This is a genomic window from Bacillus sp. FSL K6-3312 (genome assembly GCF_038007485.1).
Lineage (GTDB): Bacteria > Bacillota > Bacilli > Bacillales > Bacillaceae > Bacillus > Bacillus pumilus.
Genome location: NZ_JBBOXI010000001.1, coordinates 1,303,839 through 1,322,470 on the forward strand (window position 1 = coordinate 1,303,839; position 18,632 = coordinate 1,322,470).

Sequence of the window (18,632 nt, forward strand, 5' to 3'; positions counted from 1 at the left end):
TATGTTGACATAATAAACTGTACCTTTTACTCTATTTTTAACAATGTATTGAGTGAGGGGTATGGAAATTGAAAATTCAAGATATGATGCAAATGGCGCTAATGACTGCGGTTATCGGGATGTTAGGATTGATCCCGCCGATTTTACTTACGTTTACACCTGTACCCATCACATTGCAAACGGCAGGTCTTTTGCTTGCTGGGGGGCTGTTAAAGCCAAAACAGGCACTGATCAGTTTACTTCTGTTTCTCTTGGTTGTGGTAGCAGGCGCACCTCTTTTGTCAGGTGGCAGAGGCGGAATAGGGGTCTTTTTTGGACCAAGCGGTGGATTTTTACTTGCTTATCCAGTGGCTGCCCTCATGATTAGTTTGTGGATCAACCGACTAAAAAAAGTGACCGCTCTGCGTCTTTTTATGATCTATGCGGTATGCAGTATCGGAATTTTGTATCTATGCGGCATTCCTTTTCAAGCGATGATGATGGATATCAAGGTCACTCAGGCAGCTTTTCTTAGCCTGATTTATATTCCAGGTGATCTCATCAAAGCGGGCATATGTGCCGTTCTCACGGTGAAAATCATTTCGGCCATGTCATATCGAAAAAGGGATGTGCATAAAGGGAGGCGTGCAGTTTGAATAGAATAACGGAATGCTATGCATCACATGCAGAAATGAACCCAGATCATATCGCCATCATTGATGGACAAGAAAGGATCACTTATCAAGATTGGTATGAGCGTGTCCGGCTATCGGCGCAATGGTTACAACAAACGGCTCATGAGCAAAAAAGAGTCGCTTTTTTATTATCAAATGGTGCTTCTTTTCTCCAAATATTTGCTGGCGCTGCTTCTGCAGGGTGGACAGCTATCCCGCTTGATCCGAGATGGAGCCTTGAGGAATGTGTTGAAAAGCTTTTGTTAAGTGAGGCAGCTCTCGTCATTATCGAGGATCGATATTTAAATAGATTTGAAAAGTACAGCGAAGACATGCAGGTTCTTTCTTTATCTGAATGGAAGGAAAAAATGAGCCTCATCACACAAGGTCCATTTAACAAATGCGACAGCGAGATCGACCCTATCTTTTATATGGGATTTACGTCAGGATCAACGGGGTCACCTAAGGCCTTTATCAGGCGTCAGCAGTCATGGATCGAAAGCTTTCGAACGACAGCCGATACATTTGGAATCACTCATCAAGATCATGTTCTTATAACAGGTACACTCTTATCCTCTCACTTTTTATATGGTGCCATCAGTACATTATACTTTGGCGGCACAGTGACGCTTTTAGAAAAATTCACGCCAGTAAAAGCGAAGAAAGCCTTACAGACAGGAGACATTACTGTGATGTATACTGTTCCGACAATGACAGAATCGTTGCTGGAAATAGACGCTTTTGAGAGAGATAATCCGTTTCTTGTCATATCATCTGGAGCAGATTGGGGCATTCCTTCAAAAAAACAACTCGTGACCAACTATCCGCATGTGACATTTTTTGATTTTTACGGCACATCAGAGTTAAGCTTTGTTTCCTACTTATCTTCAAATGACTTTTTGCAAAAACCTTCTTCTGTCGGACAGTCTTTCTCTCCCATTCAAATTGAAGTGAGGCGAGCTGATCAAACTGTCTGCCAGCCAAATGAGACTGGAAGAATTTATGTGAAGAGCCCGATGTCTTTTGCAGGCTACTTACATGAAGTGAAACCGCCCGAAGAGTGGATAACCGTTTATGATATGGGCTGGCTGGATGAAGACGGCTATTTGTATATGAGCGGCCGTGAAAATGGCATGATCGTCTATGGAGGGCTGAATATTTTTCCAGAGGAAATTGAGCGTGTGCTAAATGAACAGCCAGAGGTGAAGCGATCGGTTGTAGTTGGCGTTCCTGACCCATATTGGGGTGAAATCCCTGTTGCCATTATTGAACAAGGACAGCACACAAAGACGGTTCGGCAAGCTGTCAAAGAAAAACTGGCGGCCTACAAGGTGCCTAAAAAATGGCTTGTCATTGATCAAATAATTGAAACATCCGGCGGAAAAATAGCACGTGCCAGCATGAAAAAGTGGGCGGAGGAACAATTGTCATGCAAGCAGTAATCGTACAAGCAAAACGGACACCCTTCGGTGATAAAAACGGGATGCTGAAGGATTATCGTCCAGAGCAATTAGCTGCGCCTCTTATTCAGTATTTGTCTAAAGGGATGACACCGGACGACATCATATTAGGAAATGTTGTAGGAGGCGGCGGAAATATGGCCCGTCTGTCCTCATTAGAAGCAGGGCTTTCTTTAGGAGTGCCCGGTATGACGGTTGATAGGCAGTGTGCCTCTGGTCTAGAAGCAATCCGAACAGCTTGCGTCATGGTTCGATCAGGGGAAGGCTCAATGTATATCGCTGGCGGGACTGAGAGCATATCCAGATCACCAATGAAAGAAAGAGCACGCTTTTCTCCGGAGTGGATAGGAGATCCGTCTATGGGAGAAGCAGCAGAGCTAACGGCTTCTAGATTTTCCGTCACAAGAAAAGAACAAGATGACTATGCACTTTTAAGCTGGGAAAGAAGTATAGACGCAATCAAACGTGGTACATATTCTGAAGAAATCGTTTCGATTGACGGACTGAGCATAGATGAAGCGGCCGCGAAAATAAGACCGATGGCGAAACTGATCCAGCGGGCAAAGCCTATATTTTCACCGGGAAAAGGATCTGTGACTGCCGCCAATAGCTGCAAAGAAGCAGATGGTGCAGCAGCGGTCGTTGTGATGGAAAGAGCGCTAGCGGAGGCGAATGGATTTCAGCGAATGCTGCGATATGCCGGAAGTGCTGTTGCGGCGATGCATCCCGATTTTCCAGCTGCTGCACCGATTGATGCGATCAAAAAACTTCTAGATCAAGAGAAAATCAAGGCAGAGGATGTCGCACTGTTTGAAATCAATGAAGCTTTTGCTCTGAAAATAGCGCTGATTGCTCGTACGCTGGATATTCCTTATGACCGAATCAATAAAAGAGGCGGTGCACTTTGTCTTGGGCATCCATATAGCGCATCGGGCGCTGCGATGATGGTGAGACTATTTTATGAAGCGCGCACCTTACCGATTGGAAGCTATGTCATGGCTGCTATTGGGAGCGGTGGCGGCGTTGGTTTAGCCGTATTATGTCAAGTTCTGTCATGACATGCATGAGCAAGTAATTGCCGAACTCCGTCGAATCATGTACTATAAAAGCTAGATGTGAGGAGGGCCATGCATGTTTTCAGAACAAAAGAAACGACCATTTTTCAAAAGGAAAATGGGGATCGTCCTGTTATCTGTCCTTGCTGTCATCATCATTGCAGCATTATCAGGCTTTTTATATGTTAAATCAGCACTTGGACCGGTCGATCAAAAAAGCAAACAAACGATTAATATTCATATTCCTAATGGGACATCAGTCCGTGAGATTGCGGGCATTTTAAAAGAAAATGGGCTCATTTCGAATGACACGATTTTTACTTATTATGCAAAATACAAAAATGCGTCCGGCTTTAAAGCAGGATACTTTCATTTGAAACAAACGATGGACGCAGACACGCTGATTCAAAAGCTGACATCTGGAGGGACAGACTACGCCTTTCAGCTTGTGATTCCAGAAGGAAAACAGCTGTCTGATATTGCGGCAGTTATTGCAAACCAGACGAATTTTTCAGCGAAGGAAGTGGAAGCGAAGCTAGATGATCCAGCGTTTATTCAAACGTTAATGAAAAAATATCCGAAAACGGTGACTTCACAGGTAAATGGCAAACAGGTGAAACATCCGTTAGAAGGTTATTTATTCCCTGCGACGTATCCATTTTATCGTGAGGATGAATCACTCGAAACGATCATTGAAACAATGATTAAACAAACAGATCAATACGTGAAAACGTATGAAAAAGACATGAAAAAGAGAAACATGTCCATACATGATGTGTTAACGATGGCATCACTGATTGAAATGGAAGCAACGGAAAAGACGGATCGCGCAAAAATCTCCAGTGTTTTTTATAACCGGTTGAAAAAGGACATGCCGCTTCAAACCGATCCAACCGTTCTCTATGCACTAGGTGAGCATAAATCCCGTGTTTATTACAAAGACCTTAAGGTGAAATCTCCTTATAATACGTATAACAACAAGGGACTGCCGCCTGGACCTATTGCAAATGCTGGCGAATCTTCATGGAAAGCCGCACTGCATCCAGATAAAACAGATTATGTGTACTTCCTTGCGAAGAAAAATGGAGAAGTCGTCTTTACAAAAACGTTAAATGAGCACAACAAAGCGAAAGCCAAATACATCACAGGCAGCAATTAATGTACATGTGAATCGAAAAAGACTGTAGACAATACAAGATTGCCTGCAGTTTTTTTCGTTGGAATATCCATTTTATAGGTTCGCAATTACCACTTCTTTGTGGTAAAATATATCGGGTTGTTTTACTTAGATGAACGAAAGATTGACGAGAAAGAGAGCTGCAACAGGCAGGACTCTTCTTTTTCAGGTCATGAAGGAGCTAGACAAATAATGACTATCGAAGATGATCAAATGAATGATTATATTGAACATTTAATTCACCCAAGTCCTGATGCAATCGCTCAATTAGAGGCATATGCAAAAGAGCATCATGTGCCAATTATGGAAAAGGTGAGCATTGAACTTTTACTGCAGCTGCTGTCGATGAAAAAGCCGAAGAAAATTCTTGAGGTTGGGACAGCGATAGGCTACTCCGCCATTCGAATGGCGACAGCTCTACCAGCTGCTGAAATTTTTACGATTGAGCGAAATGCGAAACGCTATGAAGAAGCGACACGGAACATTGAGGAATTAAAGTTAAAAGAAAGAATACACGTGTTCTTTGGTGATGCCATGGAATCGGCTAAAACAGTCCAAACGATGGCGCCCTATGATGTGATCTTTATTGATGCCGCAAAAGGGCAGTACAAACGTTTTTTTGAGCTGTTTGAACCGATGCTTGCTCATGACGGAATGATTATTACAGACAACGTATTATTCAAAGGCTTAGTGGCAACGAACTATGAAGAAGAAATAGAAGATAAACGAAAAAAACAATTAATTGGAAAAATTGATCGATACAATCAATGGCTTATGTCAAACTCAGATTTCCAAACGTGCATTATTCCAGTGGGAGACGGGATCGCCATTAGTACAAAAAGAGGTGACCAATCATGAAAAAACCAGAATTGCTTGTGACGCCAAGCAAGGTGTCAGATGTACTGCCATTAATCGAGGTGGGAGCTGATGCATTCTTAATAGGCGAACAAACATACGGTATTCGTCTTGCAGGCGAGTTTTCAAGAGAAGATGTGAAACAGACGGTTGAGCTTGCACATGCGCATCACAAAAAAGTGTATGTGGCGATGAATGCGATTTTTCATAATGATCGTGTGCAGCTGCTTGGAGATTACTTAACCTTTCTTGACGCATTAAACGTAGATGGCGTCGTTTTTGGAGACCCAGCAGTGATCATGGCCGCCAAAGAAACAGGGGTAAGCCTGAATCTCCACTGGAGTACAGAAACGACTGGGACAAACTATTACACTTGTAACTACTGGGGCAGAAAAGGTGCAATGCGTGCTGTTCTTGCCAAAGAACTGAACATGGACAGTGTCATCGACATCAAAGAAAATACCGAGGTGGAAATCGAAATTCAAGTCCATGGCATGACATGTATGTTTCAATCAAAACGTACGCTCATTGGCAACTACTTTGAATATCAGGGCAAACAAATGGACGTCGAAGGCAGAAATATGGAGGAAGGACTATTCCTTCATGATCAAGAGCGTCAAAACAAATACCCTATTTTCGAGGATGCAAATGGCACTCATATTATGAGTCCAAATGATGTGTGTATGATTGACGAATTAGAGGAATTTGTTGATGCAGGCATTGACTCCTTTAAAATTGACGGAATTTTAAAGTCACTTTCTTATATGACAGAGGTGACGTCTCTATATAGAAAAGCAATTGATTTATTAGCGACTGACAAAGACGCGTATGAAGATCAGAAAGAGGACTGGGTGGAGCGGATTGAAGAGATTCAGCCAGTGAATCGTTCGATTGATACAGGGTTCTTCTTTAAAGAAACGGTTTATTAATATAAGAGGAGGCAGAGGAAATGGCACTATTGAAAGATGATATTTCTGAAATGATTGACGGGAAACGTGTCATTACAAAAAAACCAGAACTGCTTGCACCAGCAGGAAACTTGGAAAAGCTGAAAATTGCTGTACATTACGGAGCAGACGCGGTCTTTATTGGCGGAAAAGAATTTGGGCTTCGCTCAAATGCCGATAACTTTTCAATTGAAGAAATGGCTGAAGGTGTTGCATTTGCAAACAAATACGGTGCACGAATTTATGTGACGACGAATATCTTTGCCCACAACGAAAACATGGACGGGCTGGAGGAATACCTTCAAGGGATTGAAGGCGCTGGAGTAGCGGGCATTATTGTGGCTGACCCGCTGATCATTGAAACGTGTAAACGTGTCGCACCGAAGCTTGAAGTCCATTTAAGCACACAGCAATCTCTTTCGAACTGGAAAGCTGTTCAGTTTTGGAAGGAAGAAGGGCTTGAGCGTGTGGTGCTGGCTCGCGAGACAAGTGCGCTGGAAATTAGAGAAATGAAAGAAAAGGTCGATATTGAAATTGAAACGTTCATTCATGGTGCGATGTGTATTGCTTACTCTGGCCGCTGCGTGCTCAGTAACCATATGACGGCAAGAGATTCTAACCGCGGGGGCTGCTGCCAGTCCTGCCGCTGGGATTATGATCTTTATAAACTAGAAGGTTCTGAGGAAGCGCCATTATTTGGAGAGGAAGACGCACCATTTGCGATGAGTCCAAAAGACTTAAAGCTTGTCGAATCCATTCCTCAAATGATCGAAATGGGAATTGACAGCTTAAAAATCGAAGGACGGATGAAATCAATTCATTATGTAGCAACTGTCGTGAGTGTGTATCGCAAAGTCATCGACGCCTATTGTGCGGACCCAGACAATTTTGTCATTGAAGAGGAATGGTTAGATGAATTAGATAAATGTGCAAACCGCGATACAGCACCAGCCTTTTTCGAAGGTGTACCAGGTACGGATGAGCAAATGTTTGGTATTCATGGAAAGAAAACGACATTTGATTTCGCAGGTCTCGTTCTTCATTATGATGAAAAAGAACAAATCGTCACATTGCAGCAGCGTAACTTCTTTAAAGCTGGTGACGAAGTCGAATTTTTCGGACCAGAAATTGAGAATTTCACATGCAAAATTGAGACGATTTGGGATGAAAAAGGAAATGAACTAGATGCCGCTCGTCATCCACTGCAAATCGTCAAATTCAAGCTCGATCAAAAAGTATACCCTAGCAACATGATGAGAAAGGGGAAATAACAGGCACATGAGGAGTAAACCAGTTGTCATTGGAATTGCTGGCGGCTCAGGTTCAGGTAAAACGAGCGTCACCAATTCAATCTATGAAAAATTTAAAGGACATTCCATCCTCATGCTTCAGCAAGATTTATATTACAAAAATCAAAGTCATATGCCATTTGAAGAGCGCCTGCTTACGAACTATGATCATCCGCTCGCATTCGACAATGACCTGATGTTTGAGCATTTGGAACAGCTCTTAAGGTACGAATCCATTGAAAAACCAATATATGATTTCAAGCTCAACACACGTTCAGAAGAGACTGTCCATGTTGAACCAAAGGATGTTATCATCGTTGAAGGCATCTTTGCACTAGAAGACGAACGTCTAAGAGACTTAATGGATATTAAACTGTATGTCGATACAGATGCAGATCTTCGCATCATTCGCCGCATTTTACGCGATACGAAAGAAAGAGGCCGTTCAATCGATTCTGTGATTGAACAGTATGTATCTGTTGTCAGACCAATGCATAATCAATTCATTGAACCGACAAAGCGATACGCTGACATCATCATCCCAGAAGGCGGCCAAAATCATGTGGCGATTGACTTAATGGTGACAAAAATTCAAACGATTCTTCAAAACCGAGCAGAGTAAATGGTGGAGGAGAAAAAGACCTTTACATTGTAAAGGTCTTTTCAGCATCATATTAATAAACAGTCACGAAAACTTGTCCTAAGACAGACGATCCTTTATAAAGAGTGATAGTGGCTTTGCCAGGTGAATTAGCGGTCACTAGCCCACTAGAGCTAACAGAAGCAACACTTTGGTTATCTGTCCAATAACGTGTAGCTGCAGAATCATAGACTGAGTAACGCTCACCAACTCTTAAAGGTAAACTGTAATCTTGAATCGAAATCACATCTAATGTTTGAAATCCAGACGAGCTGCTATTAACTGTGAAATCCGCTGTTTCTTTGGCAGAAGCCATGCCCATTAGTGAAAAAGATAATGTAGAGATGGATAGAACTGAAACAATTGTTTTCTTCATGTTCATTCAAAACACTCCTTGGCATGTATTTGGTCTTGCATTGATAGAATTCAACAAAAACCAAATATCACCTTGTTAATATTTGTTAATAATATGTGAACGTTTATTAAAGCAGTATTCTCAGAAAGAATTTTGAAGGTTTGATATGATAGGAAAACAATGAAGAAAAGAAGAGGTGGAGAAATCACTACCACATAGCGAAAGAATGAAGTTGAAAAAGTATATTAAGAAAACGACAAACAAACCATCACAAATTTTCAAACAATTCTTGATCAAAAAGCAATTATGTAATAATATAGCATAGACATATCGTACACTGACCATATTATGTATTGGGAAGATGGAGAATGGATAAGCTATTCTTCTACATATGATCGAAATGGCGAACGAGGTACAGGAGCTTCCTGTGCCTTTCCACAGTTTGTGCGATGAAGATAGATCATCTTTGGGCCACTGAGAGTGGTTCTGTCTGAAAAAAGGCATAATAGTTGCATCTAAAAGGGACGCCATGTAAGATGGACTTTTACAAATATGGGACAGAAGGAATGAGGGCATGAAGAAGTCCTCATTCTTGTATATTTCAGTCGTCACTCACGTGCAGAAAGTATGTATGATGAGGATTAATAGAAGGAGTGAATGATTCATGGCACAAGAGAAAGTATTTCCAATGACAGAAGAAGGAAAACGAAAATTAGAAGAAGAGCTTGAACATTTGAAAACGGTTAAACGTAAAGAGGTTGTAGAGCGAATTAAAATTGCTAGAAGCTTTGGAGACCTCTCTGAAAACTCGGAATATGATTCTGCTAAAGAAGAGCAAGCGTTTGTAGAAGGGCGTATCACTACGCTTGATAATATGATTCGCAATGCCAAAATTATCGAAGATGAAGGAAACTCAAATATTGTCTCACTTGGTAAAACAGTCACTTTCGTTGAATTACCAGACGGAGAAGAAGAGTCTTACACAATCGTCGGAAGTGCAGAAGCTGATCCGTTCGAAGGAAAGATTTCAAACGATTCACCAATTGCAAAAAGCCTGTTAGGCAAACAAGTAGACGACAAAGTAACCGTTCAAACACCTGGCGGAGAAATGTTCGTCCAAATTGTAAAAATTTCATAATTACGTTTATACGATAAACACCTCGTCCACAATAGGGACGAGGTGTTTTTATGCGCAAAAAACGTAGAATTCAATGGACAGGTGCTGTTATTTTTATGCTGCTGCTTGGTCTTCTCATCAGACTGGCAGAAATTCAACTGTTTTTCACAGAATCTTTTTCAAAGCTTGATATCAATTTAATACAAGAAAGTGTCAAACAGCGTACAGAAGAAGTGGTCATTTCAGATGGCCGCGGTGAATTTTTAGATCGAAACGGCGAGGCGCTTCTCACAAAAGAACAGCCTGCAGTGATCTTATTTCCTTTCCTGCAATATGATCTTCCTCATTTAAAACAAACCGCCTCTATTCTTGAGATGGAAGAAGATGAACTCAAAAAACAGCTGACAGAAACCAAAAAACCTCTCATTCTCAAAGATGACATCACGAAAAAAAAGCTGAAAGACATCAATGATATGAAATATTCAGGTGTGTACGGCGTATATATGAAAGAGAAGGACAAAAAAAGACTTGCCCTCCACACATTAGGCTTCACGAGTGAAAATCCAGAATTGCTCAGAAAGCGTTATCCTGACAAAAAAGAGCTTTCCATCCGTACAGAAATCGGCACTTTTGGGCTGGAAAGTACCTTTGACGAATTTTTATTACCCGAGCAAGACACAAAATTGTTATATCATGTGGACGGAAGGGGAAACCCTTTGTTTGGGATGGACGTCAAATATACAGCAGAGGCTCATTCATTTTATCCTCTTCAAGTTCAAACAACAATTGATGAAAACATGCAAGCTGAAATGGAGAAGGTACTGAAAGACCAGGGCGTCGAAAAAGGCGGGGCCGTTCTGCTCGACATTGAAAGCAGCAGTGTGCTGGCGATGGCAAGTATGCCAAACGTCACAAGCAAAAACCGGCATGAAGCAAGAAATTACATGCTGACTGCCATGGCACCAGGCTCTGTCTTTAAAACCGCTGTACTTGCCGCAGCAATCGAAAAAAACCTCGACCAGCCACAAACGATGTATGACTGTCGAAAGAATTTATATGGAGAGCCAGAAGGAACGCAGGAAGTGCTAAATCTGTCTGAGAGCTTTTCGCAGAGCTGTAATTATACCTTTGCAACACTTGCTGACAAGCTGATCCAAACAGATGATCAAATCATTGAAAAGACGGCTGCAAAGCTTGGACTCATTGATCGAGCTGGCTGGGAAGGGGATGTCTATCATAAGCAGCATTTCAAACAGTTTGATCGTGAAGAAACCGGCAATGTGTGGGGGGATAAAAGAGACAAGCATGTCAAAAAAGCCATTGCTCAAACCGCAATAGGGCAAAAAAATGTCAAAACGACTCCTTTGCAAATGGCCAATATGATGGCGTCGATTGCGAGAGGCGGAGAACGAAAAGAAGTGAAAATCGCTGAAAAAGTGCTGTATCAAAACGGAACAACGATGTTAACCTTTCAAAACAAACGACCAGAAGGGGGCAGTATTGACCGCTATACAGCTCAAAAGCTGCAAAAGTACTTAAGGCAGGTGGTGACATCTGACAAAGGAACAGGAAGAAGGTTTCAAGACCTTCCATTTGATGTGGCGGGGAAATCAGGCACTGCCCAAACCGGCAGTAAAGATAAAAAGGGGAATCCGCTTTATCATAAATGGTTTGCTGGATACTTTCCGGTGGAAAAACCAAAATACGCCCTAGTCGTTGTTCACCTTGATGAGGCAAGTGGCCGGGCTAAGACAAATGATGCGTTTTATGATATTGTAAAAAAGGTCAACGAAATTGAAAAAAAACAGACATAGAACATTCCTTCATGTCATGTTAGAATAGTAACGACTTAGGGAACAGAGGCAAAGGAGTGCAGAGATTTTGAGTAGAAATTCTCGATTTGAACATCGTGATAAGCGCAGAAAGGCCAATATGGTGCTTAACATATTAATTGGTATCGTTGTGGTGCTTATTTTGGTGGTCGCAACGAGTTTATTAATTTTTAATAAACCGAAAGACACAGATGTAGCGAAAGAACCATCTAAAACAGCGCCTGCAACAAGTGAAAATAAACAAAAATCAGATGAAGATGTGAAAGATCAAAAGAAAGACACATCCGATGATTCAGATGCTAAAAAAGATGACTCATCTGATCAAGACGACGATACGAAGAAGTCAGATGATGAAAAAGAGCCTAATAAAGATGCGTTAAAAGATGCCAAAGAAACAGATGGCGGCAAAACGAGTGACGTAGACAAAACATACGAAAGCGATGACTGGGAGCCTGTAGGAACAGAGCAATCCGGTTCACATACAGCAACCTATGATTCTAACTCAAAAGACTGGAAAGAAATGATGAAAGCCATGTCCTATGCGACGGGAATTTCAGAAGATCAAATGACAGTTATTTGGTTAGGAAATAACGGAGGCCCTCAAGATGCAAAGGGAACCATCCGTGACAAATCAACAGGCGAACGCTACCGCGTGGAAATCACATGGGTAGATGAAAAAGGCTGGAAACCTGTAAAGGTTGAAAAATTAAAATAAACATAAAAAAGATAGCAGTCATGCTATCTTTTTTTAGATATTCGCCTTAAAATGAACAACCGCTGTATACAAAATCCGGTCATCGATCACAGTCGTTTGATGACTGACAGAATGAACGGTCAGCAAGATTGCCTGATTATGTTCAATTTGTTTTTGGATCTTTTGTTCAAGTTCTTTTAAAGACGATGCTTCAAAGAATTCAATTTTATCCTTTAGAAAATCCAACTGAAAATCCATTTGATTCACCTCTCCATACTCTTCATTCATCTTAATCTCTCTCCTCTAAAAGAGCAAATATTTTTCTACCCCTCCCAGTATTTTTTAGTAGGAAAGAAACTGAAGATGTGGTAGGATAGGAACTGTTCGACGGATTAAAACATACTATACGCATAGGAATAAGTAGATAAAGTGGAGGGAAAGAAAATGGGACGTGAGTTTCTTTCTGTATTTGATCATTGGGCTGACTCTTATGACGACACGGTAAGTGGTCATGATGAGCAGTATGAAGAAGTGTTTCGCCGGTATCCGTTTATTTTAAAAGAAATTGTTCGCCGTGCAGGTCAAGATGTTCTTGAGTTTGGAAGTGGCACGGGGAATTTAACAGCGGCACTGCTCGCAGCTGATAAGAACGTGTTTGGTGTTGAACCATCAGACGCCATGAAGAAAGCGGCTCTTCAAAAGGGTATACCCGATGTGTTTCATGATGGGGATTTTTTATCATTTCCAGCGGCGCCATTTGAGCCTGATACAATTGTCAGTTCATATGCTTTCCACCATTTAACGGACGAAGAAAAAAAACAAGCCATTCACACCTATAGCAACATCCTTCACTCAGATGGTAAAATAGTCTTTGCTGATACAATGTTTCAAAATCAAGCAGCACATCAAGCTGAAATTGACAAAGCGAAAGCGGCAGGATTCGATCAGCTTGCTGAGGATTTAGAAACGGAATATTATCCATCCATCGATGTGCTAAAGCAAATCTTTGAAGAAGAAGGTTTTAGTACGTCCTTTCATCAAATGAATGATTTTGTTTGGATCGTAGAAGCGAAGAAAAGGGAATGAAAGGATGTTTTTGATTTGAAAATCGCAGTCATAGGTGCAATGGAAGAAGAAGTGACGATATTAAGAGATCAACTAAAGAATGCTACACAAGAAAACATCGCTGGGTGTGAATTCACAACAGGTGTTTATGAAGATAAAGAAGTGATTTTATTAAAATCAGGGATTGGAAAAGTGAATGCAGCGGTTAGCACAACACTTCTGCTTGACCGCTTTCAGCCGGATTATGTGATCAATACAGGATCAGCTGGCGGTTTCCATCACACATTAAATGTAGGGGATATTGTCATCTCTACTGATGTTAGACATCATGATGTGGATGTCACGATCTTTAATTACGAATACGGACAAGTACCAGGATTGCCAGCTGCTTTTGTTGCAGACGAAAAGCTTGTGAAGCTGGCAGAGGAATCGGCTTTAGAGATCGATCATATTCAAGTGGCAAAAGGTACGATTGCAACTGGAGATTCGTTTATGAATGATCCGGGTCGTGTAGCGTTTGTGAGAGAGAAGTTTCCAGAGCTATATGCGGTGGAAATGGAAGCCGCAGCCGTTGCACAAGTTTGCCAGCTCTTTGGAACTCCATTTGTTGTCGTTCGAGCGCTATCTGATATTGCAGGGAAAGAATCCAATGTCTCATTTGATCAATTTCTTGAGCAAGCAGCGATTCACTCAACCGACCTTGTCTTGCGTATGATAAAGCAAACTCAATAAAAGAAGGGGATTCCCCCTTCTTTTCCATACAAAGGAAGGGAATCATATGGCTGTCATACAGGATATTACAGAATTAATTGGCCGCACACCGCTTTTAAAACTGTCAGGAATCGGCATCCCGGAAGGTGTAGAGGTATATGCAAAGCTTGAAATGATGAATCCGGGTGGAAGTATTAAAGATCGTTTAGGTGATATGCTCATAAGAGAAGCATTGGCATCTGGCAAATTGCGCCCTGGCGGAACCATCATTGAAGCAACTGCTGGAAACACAGGAATTGGGCTTGCCCTCAGTGCAAGAAAGCATCAATTGCGGACTATTTTTTGCGTACCAGAACATTTTAGTCAAGAAAAACAACAGCTCATGAAGGCGCTCGGTGCAGACATTATTCATACACCAAGAAAAGAGGGCATGAAGGGTGCGATTGATCGAGCCCTTGAACTAGAGGCAAGCCTTGACAATGCCTATTGCGTTTTACAATTTAAAAACCAAGTAAATCCATTGACTTACTATAAAACGCTTGGTCCAGAATTATGGTCCGACCTGCAAGGAAACATCGATGTATTCGTGGCAGGAGCGGGATCTGGCGGGACTTTTCAAGGGTGTGCTGCCTATTTAAAAGAGCAGCATCCTGCGTTAAAAACAGTTGTTGTCGAACCTGAAGGATCGATTTTAAATGGAGGAGATCCGGGTCCGCATAGAACGGAAGGAATCGGCCTTGAATTTATCCCAGATTATATGGAATCTGCTTTATTCGATGAGATATATACCGTCAGTGATGATGATGCTTTCCAAATGGTGAAAGAAGCTGCTGAAAAAGAAGGCGTTCTCATCGGGAGTTCTTCGGGTGCCGCGTTATTTGCCGCTTTAGAAGAAGCGAAGAAGGCAGCACCTAGGACAGTCATCGTCACCATTTTTCCTGACAGCAGTGAACGGTATTTAAGTAAAGGCATTTATGAGGGAGGAAAATAAAATGAAACCAAAAACAATGATGATACACGGCGGAACAACTGGTGATGAAAAAACGGGCGCTGTGTCTGTACCTATATACCAAGTGAGCACATATAAGCAGCCGAAAGCAGGCGAACATACAGGATATGAATATTCAAGAACTGCGAATCCAACAAGAACGGCACTAGAAACCGTCATTCGTGACCTTGAAGGAGGAGCAAACGGCTACGCATTTGGTTCAGGAATGGCTGCCATTACGGCAGTGATGATGCTGTTTAACAGCGGAGATCATATTGTCCTGACAGATGACGTATACGGCGGAACGTACCGCGTCATCACAAAGGTACTCAACCGTATTGGCATTCAAGCGACCTTTGTTGACACAAGTGATCCTGAAGCAGTGAAAAAGGCGATTTTACCTGAAACAAAAGCGGTTTACATTGAATCACCAACCAATCCTTTACTGAAAATGACTGATCTCAAAGCGATCGGCCAATTGACAAAAGAAGCCAACATCTTAATGATTGTTGATAATACATTTTTCACACCTTATTACCAAAGGCCGATTGAATATGGGGCGGACATCGTTCTGCATAGTGCCACTAAATATTTAGGCGGTCACAGTGATGTCGTAGGTGGGCTTGTTGTAACAGCGACGGAAGAGCTTGGGGAAGAACTGCATTTTGTTCAAAATTCTACTGGTGGAATTCTTGGACCGCAGGATTCATGGCTTCTCATGAGAGGAATCAAAACGCTTGGACTAAGAATGGAAGCACATCAGCAAAATGCACAGAAAATCGCTGAGTTTTTAGAACAACATCCAGCAGTCACACGTGTTTATTACCCAGGTCTTGATGCTCACCCTGGACATGAACTTGCAAAAACGCAAGCATCAGGCTACGGCGGCATGATCTCTTTTGATATTGGAAAAGAAGAACATGTCGATGTGTTTTTAAGTCAGCTTAAGCTGTTTACGATCGCAGAAAGCCTTGGAGCGGTTGAAAGCTTAATCTCTGTTCCTGCTCGAATGACTCATGCGTCCATTCCAAAAGACCGCCGCGAGGAGCTTGGCATCACTGATGGGTTAATTCGTATATCCGTCGGGATTGAAGATGTGGATGATTTACTGAATGATATGAAGCAGGGACTAAACGCACTAGTGAATGGATAGATTTACATGCCACTACCTTTCTTTTACTATGTTAAGCTATCAATAGACATGTTAAACAGGAAGGTGATTCAAGTGAAGAAAAAGTGGAGTGGTTTAGTGACAGATTACAAGCAGTACGCTTTTATTTTGCTTGCTGTCAGCACCTTTTTATATATTGGTACGATCATACCAAACCAACACATCGAAGCATCTCCAAAAATGCTGATGATGGGAATTGATTGTGTTTTCTTATTAGCAGCTTTTCTTTGTGTGAGACGCGCGATCTTTTTTCAAAAGAAACTGCAAGAACTAGATGAAGATTAATTCGAAAAGTCTCCTCATTTACGTGAGGAGGCTTTTTTGATTGTATTGGACAATCGGACAAGAATAAATGTAGAAATTTAGTCAAACACACAAAAATCATCTTTTTTACTAAAAACAGGTTTACAAAATGGTGCTTGCTGGATATACTAACAAAGTAATTAAAAACGTAAAGGAGGCTGAAGAATATGTTATTCGTTTCTATTGTCATCAAATCAACAAATAATTTCATCATGTCATCAGCCTGTGGAAGAGCTCGTGTCCTTCCTTTACCTTATACGGTGCACACGCTTCAAAACTGTTAAAGTAAACGAGGATTTTACGTATCATCCATTGCAGGTTGGAAGACACTGTCTTTTGATCTGCATTTTTGTGTGCCCGCAGGTCAACTGACAAAGAAGATCTGCGGGTTATTTCGCGTGCTGCGAACTGAAGGGAGGTGAGCGTATATGACAATCCATTTATTTTTTATCACATTGACGATCCGACGAAAATACAAAGACATTGAAACAGTTCTTTATGAACAACAAGTCGAAACATTTTATGAAGAAATGAAGCAGAAACAACTAGAGTATATGAACTAAAATACGAAAAGAAAAATGCGAAAAGGAGGAGATTGACATGTTTATGATGCTTGCAATGCTTAATTGTTATACTATGGAGAAGGATCAGGTTTAGACACGCTCCACATTGATCATCTGCACATATGATATCCGTAAAAGGAGAGTGTGAGGTGATCAACGAATGTCGATGTCACCATATATGAGGTTTCCGTCAGTGGGGCACGGGTATACATCCATTCCGCATTCCTTAAAGCATGGATACGGTAATCCGTACCGAATGCAAAGAGAGCAAGAGGAAATGCTCAGACAATATATGTATCAGTACCGAGCTTATTGGTATTAAAGAAAAGGAGCAGGAAACGTTATCGTTTCCTGCTCCTTTTACATTAGCAAATCCAACTTGCACCGATGATGATCAACAAAATGAACAGTACAACAAGCAAAGCGAATCCGCCTGCAAAACCGCCACCGTAACCACCGCAGCCTCCAGAATAACCGCCACCAAAGCCCATAATCTAGCACCACCTTTATCTAATCAAGATACATTCATAAAATATGCAGCTCATGCAGAAAACGAAATCAATCTGAGCACAATTAATGAAAACGCCTATTCGGATTAAATTTTTTAAAGTTCTGCGAAACATTTTCTGAAAAGATGCCGTCTAATCAATAACAAATAATTAGGACTAGGTCTTAAACTTTGTTAGGCGTGAGCCGATATGAAAAGTAAGAAAATTCGTAAATAGTTTTATTTACTGGAGCAAAGCAGGTGTTAACATTGATTCAAAGCTGGATTGGAAAACAAATGAGGGAACCAAAAGGCTTGTTATCAAAATGGGTTGCCCGCTATATGGAAAAAAATCATCATAATATCAATGAATGGACGATTCAACTCTTAAATATACAAGAAAATGACCGGATTTTAGAAATCGGTACTGGAAGAGGCATGACATTATCGAAGGTAGCAGAGAAACTTGATCGCGGTAAAGTATATGGAGTGGATGCCTCTCGTCATATGATCAAATATGCAAAAAGAAAACATAAGAAGCTTGTGGAACAGGATAAAGCCGTCGTGACTCTTGGTAAAGCCGAGCATTTACCTTTTGAAGACAGATCATTCAATAAATTATTTACGGTGCAGACCATTTATTACTTGAAGGATATTGAGCAAGTCATGAAGGAAGTGTACCGTGTTCTTCAAGTGGATGGAGAAGTATTCTTATCTTTCCAACAGCAGGAACTGATGAAGGAACAAAAGCGGTCACAATCTTTTTCATCGTATAGTGAACAAGAGATTAGCCGCCTATTTTCAGCGTATCACTTCAGAGAAGTTTCGGTTTATCACTATGATACATACATCTGTATCAAAGCGTTAAAATGATGAAAATATTTCCCAGGTAATGAACAAGCATTCTAAAAGAGGCTCTTCGTGAGAGGAGCTTCTTTGCGTGTAATTGAATCATGTTTGAACGAATTAAAAAAGTCTCTTCACCAGAAGAGACTTTTGTATATGATGTAGGCGCCAGCCAGGTGTGTAAGGAATGATAGTATATATAAGGAATTTGTTTGTCGATTAAGGATACCTGTCTGGCTTATTTCTTATATCGACACCGTTCTTCAAAAGTTTAGCTTTTTTTTCAATATTTTCTTTTTTATTTGACTGGAAGATACATTTTTCTCTCCGTGATAGACATTTTTCGCTTTTTTTTTATCAATTGTGCCATTTGGAGCAGGGAATTGCTTCATAAATAGAGAAAATTGTAGAGACTTCATTTTTA

The 18,632-nt window shown here is 41.1% G+C and carries 22 protein-coding genes; 19 read left to right on the top strand and 3 right to left on the bottom strand.

Translation table 11 applies throughout. The features are described 5' to 3' along the window. The first annotated feature begins 68 nt into the window (after positions 1-68). The 8 genes from MHI11_RS06500 to udk all read left to right on the top strand — a co-directional run bounded on the left by MHI11_RS06500 (position 69) and on the right by udk (position 8,058). Entirely contained in the window at positions 69-635 is a 567-nt protein-coding gene (locus tag MHI11_RS06500) for a biotin transporter BioY (RefSeq protein WP_340960714.1), read from the top strand. Next, positions 632-2,095 (top strand): acyl-CoA synthetase, encoded by a 1,464-nt coding sequence (locus tag MHI11_RS06505; protein ID WP_340960715.1) that lies wholly within the window; start codon positions 632-634, stop codon positions 2,093-2,095. Before MHI11_RS06500 ends, MHI11_RS06505 begins: the two co-directional genes overlap by 4 nt. Next, the gene (locus tag MHI11_RS06510; protein ID WP_106029097.1) at positions 2,083-3,171 is read left to right on the top strand and encodes an acetyl-CoA C-acyltransferase; all 1,089 of its coding nucleotides are present in this window, start codon (positions 2,083-2,085) and stop codon (positions 3,169-3,171) included. Before MHI11_RS06505 ends, MHI11_RS06510 begins: the two co-directional genes overlap by 13 nt. Before the next feature lie 73 nt (positions 3,172-3,244). Then, on the top strand, positions 3,245-4,327 hold the full coding sequence (mltG, locus tag MHI11_RS06515; protein WP_003216614.1) for an endolytic transglycosylase MltG: 1,083 nt from the start codon (positions 3,245-3,247) through the stop codon (positions 4,325-4,327). A 210-nt stretch (positions 4,328-4,537) separates the two neighbouring features. Then, positions 4,538-5,203: an O-methyltransferase gene (locus MHI11_RS06520; protein WP_044139587.1), complete on the top strand. Its 666-nt coding sequence runs from the start codon at positions 4,538-4,540 to the stop codon at positions 5,201-5,203. After that, complete coding sequence (locus tag MHI11_RS06525) at positions 5,200-6,129, top strand: peptidase U32 family protein (RefSeq protein ID WP_044139586.1); 930 nt, start codon at positions 5,200-5,202, stop codon at positions 6,127-6,129. The genes MHI11_RS06520 and MHI11_RS06525 overlap by 4 nt, the downstream gene beginning before the upstream one ends. Positions 6,130-6,149: 20 nt before the next feature. Continuing rightward, positions 6,150-7,418: a peptidase U32 family protein gene (locus MHI11_RS06530; RefSeq protein WP_044139585.1), complete on the top strand. Its 1,269-nt coding sequence runs from the start codon at positions 6,150-6,152 to the stop codon at positions 7,416-7,418. Positions 7,419-7,425: 7 nt separating this feature from the next. Further along, positions 7,426-8,058, top strand: a complete 633-nt coding sequence (gene udk, locus MHI11_RS06535; RefSeq protein WP_024423106.1) for a uridine kinase — start codon at positions 7,426-7,428, stop codon at positions 8,056-8,058. 52 nt (positions 8,059-8,110) lie between these two features. On the opposite strand, the gene MHI11_RS06540 is transcribed toward udk, so the two are convergent. Further along, positions 8,111-8,458 (bottom strand): Ig-like domain-containing protein, encoded by a 348-nt coding sequence (locus MHI11_RS06540; protein ID WP_044139584.1) that lies wholly within the window; start codon positions 8,456-8,458, stop codon positions 8,111-8,113. A gap of 637 nt (positions 8,459-9,095) precedes the next feature. Here MHI11_RS06540 and greA point away from each other — a divergent pair. From greA to MHI11_RS06555, 3 genes are all read left to right on the top strand, one after another. Next, entirely contained in the window at positions 9,096-9,569 is a 474-nt protein-coding gene (gene greA, locus MHI11_RS06545) for a transcription elongation factor GreA (RefSeq protein ID WP_003216248.1), read from the top strand. Positions 9,570-9,619: 50 nt separating this feature from the next. Continuing rightward, positions 9,620-11,362, top strand: coding sequence for a peptidoglycan D,D-transpeptidase FtsI family protein (locus MHI11_RS06550; protein ID WP_044139583.1), 1,743 nt, complete (start codon positions 9,620-9,622; stop codon positions 11,360-11,362). A 67-nt stretch (positions 11,363-11,429) separates the two neighbouring features. Then, positions 11,430-12,095: a YrrS family protein gene (locus tag MHI11_RS06555; protein ID WP_044139582.1), complete on the top strand. Its 666-nt coding sequence runs from the start codon at positions 11,430-11,432 to the stop codon at positions 12,093-12,095. Between the two features lie 33 nt (positions 12,096-12,128). Here the strand turns inward: MHI11_RS06555 and MHI11_RS06560 are convergent, their stop codons facing one another. Then, positions 12,129-12,332 carry a YrzA family protein gene (locus MHI11_RS06560; protein ID WP_034620637.1) on the bottom strand — a complete coding sequence of 68 codons (204 nt, stop codon included), beginning with the start codon at positions 12,330-12,332 and terminating at the stop codon, positions 12,129-12,131. Positions 12,333-12,518: 186 nt separating this feature from the next. Here MHI11_RS06560 and MHI11_RS06565 point away from each other — a divergent pair, with 186 nt between their 5' ends. The 7 genes from MHI11_RS06565 (at position 12,519) to MHI11_RS06595 (ending at position 17,197) form a co-directional block, all read left to right on the top strand. Beyond that, positions 12,519-13,160 (top strand): class I SAM-dependent DNA methyltransferase, encoded by a 642-nt coding sequence (locus MHI11_RS06565; RefSeq protein WP_044139581.1) that lies wholly within the window; start codon positions 12,519-12,521, stop codon positions 13,158-13,160. Positions 13,161-13,175: 15 nt separating this feature from the next. Beyond that, a complete protein-coding gene (mtnN, locus tag MHI11_RS06570) occupies positions 13,176-13,871 on the top strand; it encodes a 5'-methylthioadenosine/S-adenosylhomocysteine nucleosidase (protein ID WP_044139580.1) in 696 nt (231 codons plus the stop codon). A gap of 46 nt (positions 13,872-13,917) precedes the next feature. After that, positions 13,918-14,841, top strand: coding sequence for a PLP-dependent cysteine synthase family protein (locus MHI11_RS06575; protein WP_340912161.1), 924 nt, complete (start codon positions 13,918-13,920; stop codon positions 14,839-14,841). A gap of 1 nt (position 14,842) precedes the next feature. Beyond that, positions 14,843-15,991 (top strand): bifunctional cystathionine gamma-lyase/homocysteine desulfhydrase, encoded by a 1,149-nt coding sequence (locus MHI11_RS06580; RefSeq protein ID WP_340912158.1) that lies wholly within the window; start codon positions 14,843-14,845, stop codon positions 15,989-15,991. A gap of 72 nt (positions 15,992-16,063) precedes the next feature. Beyond that, positions 16,064-16,294 carry a YrhC family protein gene (locus MHI11_RS06585; protein ID WP_041815772.1) on the top strand — a complete coding sequence of 77 codons (231 nt, stop codon included), beginning with the start codon at positions 16,064-16,066 and terminating at the stop codon, positions 16,292-16,294. A gap of 446 nt (positions 16,295-16,740) precedes the next feature. After that, on the top strand, positions 16,741-16,875 hold the full coding sequence (locus MHI11_RS06590; RefSeq protein WP_065098496.1) for a YrzI family small protein: 135 nt from the start codon (positions 16,741-16,743) through the stop codon (positions 16,873-16,875). A gap of 166 nt (positions 16,876-17,041) precedes the next feature. Further along, complete coding sequence (locus MHI11_RS06595) at positions 17,042-17,197, top strand: hypothetical protein (RefSeq protein WP_223250656.1); 156 nt, start codon at positions 17,042-17,044, stop codon at positions 17,195-17,197. Positions 17,198-17,240: 43 nt separating this feature from the next. On the opposite strand, the gene MHI11_RS06600 is transcribed toward MHI11_RS06595, so the two are convergent. Beyond that, positions 17,241-17,297: a YjcZ family sporulation protein gene (locus tag MHI11_RS06600; protein WP_269793919.1), complete on the bottom strand. Its 57-nt coding sequence runs from the start codon at positions 17,295-17,297 to the stop codon at positions 17,241-17,243. Positions 17,298-17,632: 335 nt separating this feature from the next. Here MHI11_RS06600 and MHI11_RS06605 point away from each other — a divergent pair, with 335 nt between their 5' ends. Further along, the gene (locus MHI11_RS06605; RefSeq protein ID WP_340962293.1) at positions 17,633-18,235 is read left to right on the top strand and encodes a class I SAM-dependent methyltransferase; all 603 of its coding nucleotides are present in this window, start codon (positions 17,633-17,635) and stop codon (positions 18,233-18,235) included. The last annotated feature ends 397 nt before the right edge of the window (positions 18,236-18,632 follow it).

What these genes read in the sequence shown, in the direction of transcription:
- MHI11_RS06510 (WP_106029097.1), top strand. Translation starts at nt 2,083, where the DNA reads ATGCAAGCAGTAATCGTACAAGCAAAACGGACACCCTTCGGTGATAAA.
- mltG (WP_003216614.1), top strand. Translation starts at nt 3,245, where the DNA reads ATGTTTTCAGAACAAAAGAAACGACCATTTTTCAAAAGGAAAATGGGG.
- MHI11_RS06520 (WP_044139587.1), top strand. Translation starts at nt 4,538, where the DNA reads ATGACTATCGAAGATGATCAAATGAATGATTATATTGAACATTTAATT.
- MHI11_RS06525 (WP_044139586.1), top strand. Translation starts at nt 5,200, where the DNA reads ATGAAAAAACCAGAATTGCTTGTGACGCCAAGCAAGGTGTCAGATGTA.
- MHI11_RS06530 (WP_044139585.1), top strand. Translation starts at nt 6,150, where the DNA reads ATGGCACTATTGAAAGATGATATTTCTGAAATGATTGACGGGAAACGT.
- udk (WP_024423106.1), top strand. Translation starts at nt 7,426, where the DNA reads ATGAGGAGTAAACCAGTTGTCATTGGAATTGCTGGCGGCTCAGGTTCA.
- MHI11_RS06540 (WP_044139584.1), bottom strand. Translation starts at nt 8,458, where the DNA reads ATGAACATGAAGAAAACAATTGTTTCAGTTCTATCCATCTCTACATTA.
- greA (WP_003216248.1), top strand. Translation starts at nt 9,096, where the DNA reads ATGGCACAAGAGAAAGTATTTCCAATGACAGAAGAAGGAAAACGAAAA.
- MHI11_RS06550 (WP_044139583.1), top strand. Translation starts at nt 9,620, where the DNA reads ATGCGCAAAAAACGTAGAATTCAATGGACAGGTGCTGTTATTTTTATG.
- MHI11_RS06560 (WP_034620637.1), bottom strand. Translation starts at nt 12,332, where the DNA reads ATGGATTTTCAGTTGGATTTTCTAAAGGATAAAATTGAATTCTTTGAA.
- MHI11_RS06565 (WP_044139581.1), top strand. Translation starts at nt 12,519, where the DNA reads ATGGGACGTGAGTTTCTTTCTGTATTTGATCATTGGGCTGACTCTTAT.
- MHI11_RS06575 (WP_340912161.1), top strand. Translation starts at nt 13,918, where the DNA reads ATGGCTGTCATACAGGATATTACAGAATTAATTGGCCGCACACCGCTT.
- MHI11_RS06580 (WP_340912158.1), top strand. Translation starts at nt 14,843, where the DNA reads ATGAAACCAAAAACAATGATGATACACGGCGGAACAACTGGTGATGAA.
- MHI11_RS06590 (WP_065098496.1), top strand. Translation starts at nt 16,741, where the DNA reads ATGACAATCCATTTATTTTTTATCACATTGACGATCCGACGAAAATAC.
- MHI11_RS06595 (WP_223250656.1), top strand. Translation starts at nt 17,042, where the DNA reads ATGTCACCATATATGAGGTTTCCGTCAGTGGGGCACGGGTATACATCC.